Raw genomic sequence first — 5,899 nt, forward strand, 5'->3', positions numbered from 1 at the left:
CCCTCGGCCCGCCCGGGATCCCGGGCGGGCCGAGGGCGGTTCAGGCGGGAGGTTTGAGCAGCGCCCTGAGGCGGCCCTCCAGAGCCTGGAGATCGTCTTCCGTGTTGAGCTCCGGATCGTGGCTCGCCACGTCCCAGAGCCCCTCACACGCCAGTCGCACGATCTGGGCCGCCACCGGGTCGGGCTCCTCGCTCAGCTCCTCGCGATGCCATCGGGTCATCGCCTCGCGCAGCGGCGCGAGCAGGAAGAGGTTGCCTGACGCTCCCGTGACGACCGCCCATCGTCGCAACCTGCCTGACCGTACGGCGGCCAGGGTCGCGCCCAGATAGCGCCCGGTGTAGGTCGTGTCGGGCTGGGCGGCCATGAGCTCGTCGAAGTCGTCGATCAGGCGCTCCACCATGCCCTTGATCAGGGCTTCTTTGGAGGCGTAGTGATAGAGCAGGCCACCCTTGCTGACGCCCGCCCGGTCCGCCACCGCGGCCAGGGTGAGCGCGGTCGAACCCTGGTCGCAGAGGAGCTCCTCCGCCGCGTCCAAAAGCTCGTCCTTTCGCATGCCCCTGACTGTACCGTCCGGACGGTACAGTTGCAAACGAGATACCCTGAACCTGTGACCAGACCGTCGGCCTATCTTGATCATGCAGCCACCACCCCGATGCTGCCCGAAGCGATCGAGGCCATGACGGTTCAACTCCAACAGGTCGGAAACGCTTCCTCGCTGCACGGCGCCGGGCGCCGGATGCGCAGGGTGGTCGAGGAGTCACGCGAGACGATCGCCGACGCGCTGGGGGCGCGCCCCAGCGAGGTCGTGTTCACCTCGGGCGGCACCGAGGCCGACAACCTCGCCATCAAGGGCTTCTACTGGGCGCGCCGCCCCCGGAAGCGCGTGCTGATCAGCTCCGTGGAGCACCACGCCGCGCTCGACCCGGCCCAGTGGCTGGCCGACAGCCAGGGCGCGGAGATCGAGCTGCTGGAGGCCGACGCGCAGGGCCGCGTCCATCCCGAGACCCTGCGTGCCGCCATCCAACGCGACCCCGGCGGCGTGGCCATGGTCAGCGTCATGTGGGCCAACAACGAGGTCGGCACCGTCCAGCCGGTGCACGCGCTGGCCGCCATCGCCCGCGAGCACGGCATCCCGTTCCACACCGACGCCGTCCAGGCGGTGGGGCAGCTGCCCGTGTCGTTCGCCGAATCGGGCGTCGACGCTCTCACGCTGACCGGCCACAAGATCGGCGGCCCGATGGGCGTCGGCGCGCTGCTGCTGGCCAGAGGGCTGACGCCGGTCTCCGTGCAGCACGGCGGGGGGCAGGAGCGCGACGTGCGCTCCGGCACGCTCGACGCCCCCGCCATCGCGGGGCTCGCCGCCGCCGTCAGCGCCGCCGTGAAGGAGCAGGAGGCTCTGGGGCGCCGCCTGGCGTCGCTGCGCGACGAGCTGATCGAGCGCGTACGCGCCGCCGTCCCCGACGTCGTGCTCAACGGCGATCCCGACCTGCGCGAGACACCCCCCGCGCATACCCCCCAGGACGAACGGCGAGCGGCCCCTTCTGCCCAGGACGAACAGCGAGAAATCCCCCCGGCTTCACCGGGGCGGCTGCCGGGCAACGCCCATTTCTCCTTCCCCGGCTGCGAGGGCGACGCACTGCTCATGCTGCTCGACGCCAAGGGTGTGGAGTGCTCGACCGGCTCGGCCTGCTCGGCCGGCGTCGCCCAGCCGTCGCACGTGCTGCTGGCGATGGGGGCCGACGCGGCGGCGGCGCGCGGCTCGCTCAGGTTCACCCTGGGGCACACCTCGATCCGCGACGACGTCGACCGCCTGATCGAAGTGCTGCCCGCCGCGGTCGAACGCGCCCGCCGCGCCGGCCTCGGCTGACCGGCCACCCGGCGTCAGGTGAGAAACGGCGGCGCGGCGGTCCAGGGGCCCGGTGAGGAACCGCGCTGCGGCGGTCCAACCCGGGTCGGGATCAGGTGAGGAAGGGCGCTGCGGCGGTCCAGCCGGGGTCGGCGGCCACGTCGACGCGGGGCTCGCCCTCCTCCCAGCTCACGATCAGCTCCTTGGCGTGGATCGCGGCGTCGCCGGTCGGGTCGGCGTAGACGTGGATGATCCGGTGCCCCTCCGTGCTCAGGTGGGCGGCCAGCACCGCGTCGTCACCCAGCTTGAGCAGGCGGGCCACCAGGCGCTCCTCGAAGTCGCGCAGCGCCTCCAGAGAGCCGTCGACCGGCAGGCCGTTCTCGTCGCGATGCGCATAGGGCAGCGTGATCGCGATGTGCTGGTCGCAGAGCGGATGGTCGACAGGGCGCAGCGGGTGGCGGACCGTGGCGACCAGCGGCGCGCCGGTCGCGGTCTGGCCCTGGAGCAGCACCCACTCCTCCTCCGCGTAGCCGGAGGCCACGTCGGCGACCACGGCCGGCAGGTGCACGGCGGCCACGGCGTCGATCGGCTGGAACGTGGCCGGCGTGATCTCCCCCACCCACCTGGCGACGTCGTCCTCCCCGAGCAGCCAGTCGAGGGCCAGCAGCGTGGCCTCCATCCTGGTCTCCTCGTCGAGCTCGGCGAAGATCGGGTGATAGGCGGACACGTCGACCCTCGGCTGGTTGCGCGGGACCCGCAGCCCGAGCATCAGCTTGTCGAGCGCGAACGCGTAACCGCCCACCTCGATGGCGAGCTCCGCCGCCTGCGGATTGGCCTGCCGCGACGGATGAAACTCCCACAGCAGATCAGCGGCGGGCGCGGCCCTCGCCCAGCGATGGGCGAGCGGGCGCAGCTCGGCGTCGCCCGCCGCGGTCACCACGAGGGCGTGCGCTGCCTCCTTACCTGGCGCCACCTCCCAGACCAGCTCGGGATGGATGGCGGCGACCGCCGGGGCCAGCCATTCCTCCAACCCCGTGGCCTCGCCCTCGGCCACCAGCGAGTCGAGCCGCGGCCTGCTCTCCTGCCACCACGTCCAGAATCCGGCGATGGCCTCGTCCTGCCCGCCGGCCTCTTCCTCTTCGTCCTTGCGCCCGAACAGTCGCATGCGCTGAATCCTCGCAGACCCCGGCTCCGATCGCGCACATGGCCGCGCACTCCCGTACGGACAGTACGCTGAGAAGGTCATGGGACTGCGTGTGCTTGCCGCCATGTCGGGCGGCGTCGACTCCGCCGTGGCCGCCGCTCGGATCGCCGAGGCCGGTCACGACGTCACTGGTGTCCACCTCGCTCTTTCCGCCAACCCCCAATCCCACCGCACGGGTGCCCGGGGCTGCTGCACGATCGAGGACTCTCGCGACGCGCGGCGTGCCGCCGACGTGATCGGCATCCCCTTCTACATCTGGGACATGGCCGAGCGGTTCCAACGCGACGTGATCGAGGACTTCGTGTCCGAATACGCCGCGGGCCGCACACCCAACCCGTGCCTGCGCTGCAACGAGAAGATCAAGTTCTCCGCGGTGCTCGACCGGGCGCTGGCCCTGGGCTTCGACGCGGTCGCCACCGGCCACCACGCCAGGCTGGTCGACGGTGTCCTGTCCAGGAGCGCCGATCAGGGCAAAGACCAGTCCTACGTGCTCGGGGTGCTCACCCGCGAGCAGCTCGGCCACGCCATCTTCCCCTTGGGCGACTCGACCAAGGCCGAGGTGCGCGAGGAGGCCGCGCGGCGCGGGCTGACGGTCGCCGACAAGCCTGACAGCCACGACATCTGCTTCATCGCCGACGGCGACACCCGCGGCTTCCTGTCCAAGCGGCTCGGCGCGGCGGAGGGGCCCATCGTCGACCAGAGCGGCGCCGTCGTCGGCAGCCACCAGGGCGCCCATGGCTTCACGGTCGGCCAGCGCAAGGGCCTGCGCATGGACCGCCCGGCCCCCGACGGCAGGCCACGCTACGTCCTGTCGATCGAGCCGGTCTCCAACACCGTCACGGTGGGGCCGCGTGCGGCGCTCGAGGTCACCGCGATCGCCTGCGGCGCGCCGGTCTGGAACGGGCCGTCCCGCTCCGACGACCTGACCGTGCAGCTGCGCGCCCACGGGGAGGTCTACGGCTGCCGGTTCGAGGAGGCCGGCGGCGGGCTCCGCATCGACCTCGACCGCCCGGCCACGGGGGTGGCGGCCGGGCAGGCCGCCGTCCTCTACTCCGGCGCCACCGTGATCGGCTCGGCGACGATCGTCTCCGCTAGCTGAGGGTGACCGACTCGCCGACCTTCATGCGGCGCATTTCGGCGCCCTGTTTGTCCGACTCCAGCTTCAGCCAGTTGTCCACCAGCGTGAGGCCGATGTCGTTGAGCAGGCCGTCATGGGTGGAGAACGCCCGCCCCGGGCGCACCTCACGGAGATAGCCGACCATCTCCATGAGCTTCAACCAGGGCGCGTTGGTCGGCACCAGCAGCGTCGGCACCTCCACCCCGGGCACGGTCAGGGCGTCGCCGGGATAGAAGAGCTCGTCGTCCAGCAGGAAGCCGACGTTCTGCACGATGGGCACGTCAGGGTGGTTCTTCGCGTGCCACTCGCCGAACACCTTCACCCCGAAACCGGCCGCCTCGAAGTCGTCGCCATGGCGTACGACCTGCACCTTGGCGGGCACGTCCGCCAGCTCGGCGGCGACGGCCTCGCACGTCCAGATCTCCAGGTCGGGCGAGGCCGCCTTCAGCTTGGCGACGTCGACGTGGTCGAAGTGCTCGTGGGTGATGAGAACGGCGTCCGCACCGTCCAGAATGGGGCCCTCGCTGAACGTGCCCGGGTCGATGACCAGGACCTTGCCGTTCTTCTCCACGCGGACGCACGCGTGCTCGTGTTTCCTGAGCTTCATGCGGCAGAGCCTACGCTTGTGCCCATGTCTAATGTGCCCATGGGGCAAGCCACCGGGATCGGCTCGCATCCCGGCGAGGACCATCTTGAGGCGATAAGAGTCGTGTTCGGCGAGGTGCCCGGGCTGCCTTACCTGCCCGAGCTGCCCGCCCGAGGCGTCGGCGCCGACATGGTCGGGCGCACGGCGGGGTTGCTCGTCGACCTGCCGGTCGAGGTGCAGCCGTCCGGCTGGCGCCTGAGCGACCGGCCGGGGCGCGACCACCAACGGTCCCTCGACCATATGCGCCGCGACATCGACGGGCTGGAGGAGATCGCGCACGACTACTCGGGGCCGCTCAAGCTACAGGTGTGCGGGCCCTGGACGCTGGCCGGCGCGATCGAGCTGAAGCACGGCGACAAGATGCTCTCCGACGCGGGGGCCGTACGCGATCTGACGGCGTCGCTGGCGCAGGGGGTCGCCGACCACTGCGCTGAGGTGCGGCGGCGACTGCCCGGGGTGACGGGGATCGTGTTGCAGCTCGACGAGCCGGGGCTGCCGCGGGTGCTGGCCGGCACGGTGCCGACCGCCTCGGGGTTCGGGCGGTTGGCCGCGGTGGAGGGATGGCAGGTGGAGGAGTCGCTGCGGCTCTTCGACGCTCCCGTGGTGCACTGCTGCGCGCCCTCGGTGCCCTTCGGCCTGCTGCGGTCGGCGGGGGTGCGGGGGGTCTCCGTCGACGCCGCCCTGCTGCGGCGCAGGGACGACGACGCCCTGGGCGAGCTCTTCGAGGCCGGGATGGCGCTGTTCATGGGCGTGGTGCCGGGCAGGGAGACCCGGCTGCCCGACCCGGGGGTGGTCGCCCAACCCGCGGTGGAGTTGTGGCGGCGGCTGGGGTTCGCGCCTGACAGGCTGGCGGCGCAGATCGTGCTGACGCCGGCGTGCGGGCTGGCCGGGGCGACGCCGAGGTACGCCAGGGCCGCGCTGGCCGCCTGCGCGAAAGCCGCCCAAGTGCTCAGGGACGATCCCGCAAGCGGGCTGCAAGCCGGCTGACCAGCCTGCCGGTCACGCTTCTCCGCTCTCCGCACGACGGCCGCAGGCCACTCTCGTGATCGCGCCCGCCTCGATCGCCGCCCCCGCCCTGTCCCGCGC

General features: G+C 71.9%; 6 protein-coding genes. 3 read left to right on the forward strand and 3 right to left on the reverse strand.

Annotated elements, in window-relative coordinates; genetic code table 11:
• Window positions 1-40: 40 nt before the first annotated feature.
• Entirely contained in the window at window positions 41-553 is a 513-nt protein-coding gene (locus E1294_RS50655) for a TetR/AcrR family transcriptional regulator (protein ID WP_132520110.1), read from the reverse strand.
• Window positions 554-652: 99 nt separating this feature from the next.
• On the opposite strand from E1294_RS50655, the gene E1294_RS50660 reads away from it, so the two are divergent.
• Window positions 653-1,867: a cysteine desulfurase family protein gene (locus E1294_RS50660; protein WP_181958682.1), complete on the forward strand. Its 1,215-nt coding sequence runs from the start codon at window positions 653-655 to the stop codon at window positions 1,865-1,867.
• A 91-nt stretch (window positions 1,868-1,958) separates the two neighbouring features.
• On the opposite strand, the gene E1294_RS50665 is transcribed toward E1294_RS50660, so the two are convergent.
• Window positions 1,959-3,011, reverse strand: a complete 1,053-nt coding sequence (locus E1294_RS50665; RefSeq protein ID WP_132520113.1) for a DUF695 domain-containing protein — start codon at window positions 3,009-3,011, stop codon at window positions 1,959-1,961.
• A 79-nt stretch (window positions 3,012-3,090) separates the two neighbouring features.
• Here E1294_RS50665 and mnmA point away from each other — a divergent pair, with 79 nt between their 5' ends.
• On the forward strand, window positions 3,091-4,149 hold the full coding sequence (mnmA, locus tag E1294_RS50670; protein ID WP_181958681.1) for a tRNA 2-thiouridine(34) synthase MnmA: 1,059 nt from the start codon (window positions 3,091-3,093) through the stop codon (window positions 4,147-4,149).
• On the opposite strand, the gene E1294_RS50675 is transcribed toward mnmA, so the two are convergent.
• The gene (locus E1294_RS50675; RefSeq protein WP_132520116.1) at window positions 4,142-4,774 is read right to left on the reverse strand and encodes an MBL fold metallo-hydrolase; all 633 of its coding nucleotides are present in this window, start codon (window positions 4,772-4,774) and stop codon (window positions 4,142-4,144) included. The genes mnmA and E1294_RS50675 overlap by 8 nt on opposite strands.
• Before the next feature lie 24 nt (window positions 4,775-4,798).
• Between E1294_RS50675 and E1294_RS50680 the strand changes: the two genes are divergently transcribed.
• Complete coding sequence (locus E1294_RS50680) at window positions 4,799-5,800, forward strand: methionine synthase (protein ID WP_132520119.1); 1,002 nt, start codon at window positions 4,799-4,801, stop codon at window positions 5,798-5,800.
• Window positions 5,801-5,899: the final 99 nt, after the last annotated feature.

It is taken from the genome of Nonomuraea diastatica (assembly GCF_004349015.1).
GTDB classification, from domain to species: Bacteria; Actinomycetota; Actinomycetes; order Streptosporangiales; family Streptosporangiaceae; genus Nonomuraea; species Nonomuraea diastatica.

Coding starts and splice junctions, on each gene's coding strand:
- E1294_RS50655 (WP_132520110.1), bottom strand. CDS start 553: ATGCGAAAGGACGAGCTTTTGGACGCGGCGGAGGAGCTCCTCTGCGAC.
- E1294_RS50660 (WP_181958682.1), top strand. CDS start 653: ATGCTGCCCGAAGCGATCGAGGCCATGACGGTTCAACTCCAACAGGTC.
- E1294_RS50665 (WP_132520113.1), bottom strand. CDS start 3,011: ATGCGACTGTTCGGGCGCAAGGACGAAGAGGAAGAGGCCGGCGGGCAG.
- mnmA (WP_181958681.1), top strand. CDS start 3,091: ATGGGACTGCGTGTGCTTGCCGCCATGTCGGGCGGCGTCGACTCCGCC.
- E1294_RS50675 (WP_132520116.1), bottom strand. CDS start 4,774: ATGAAGCTCAGGAAACACGAGCACGCGTGCGTCCGCGTGGAGAAGAAC.
- E1294_RS50680 (WP_132520119.1), top strand. CDS start 4,799: ATGTCTAATGTGCCCATGGGGCAAGCCACCGGGATCGGCTCGCATCCC.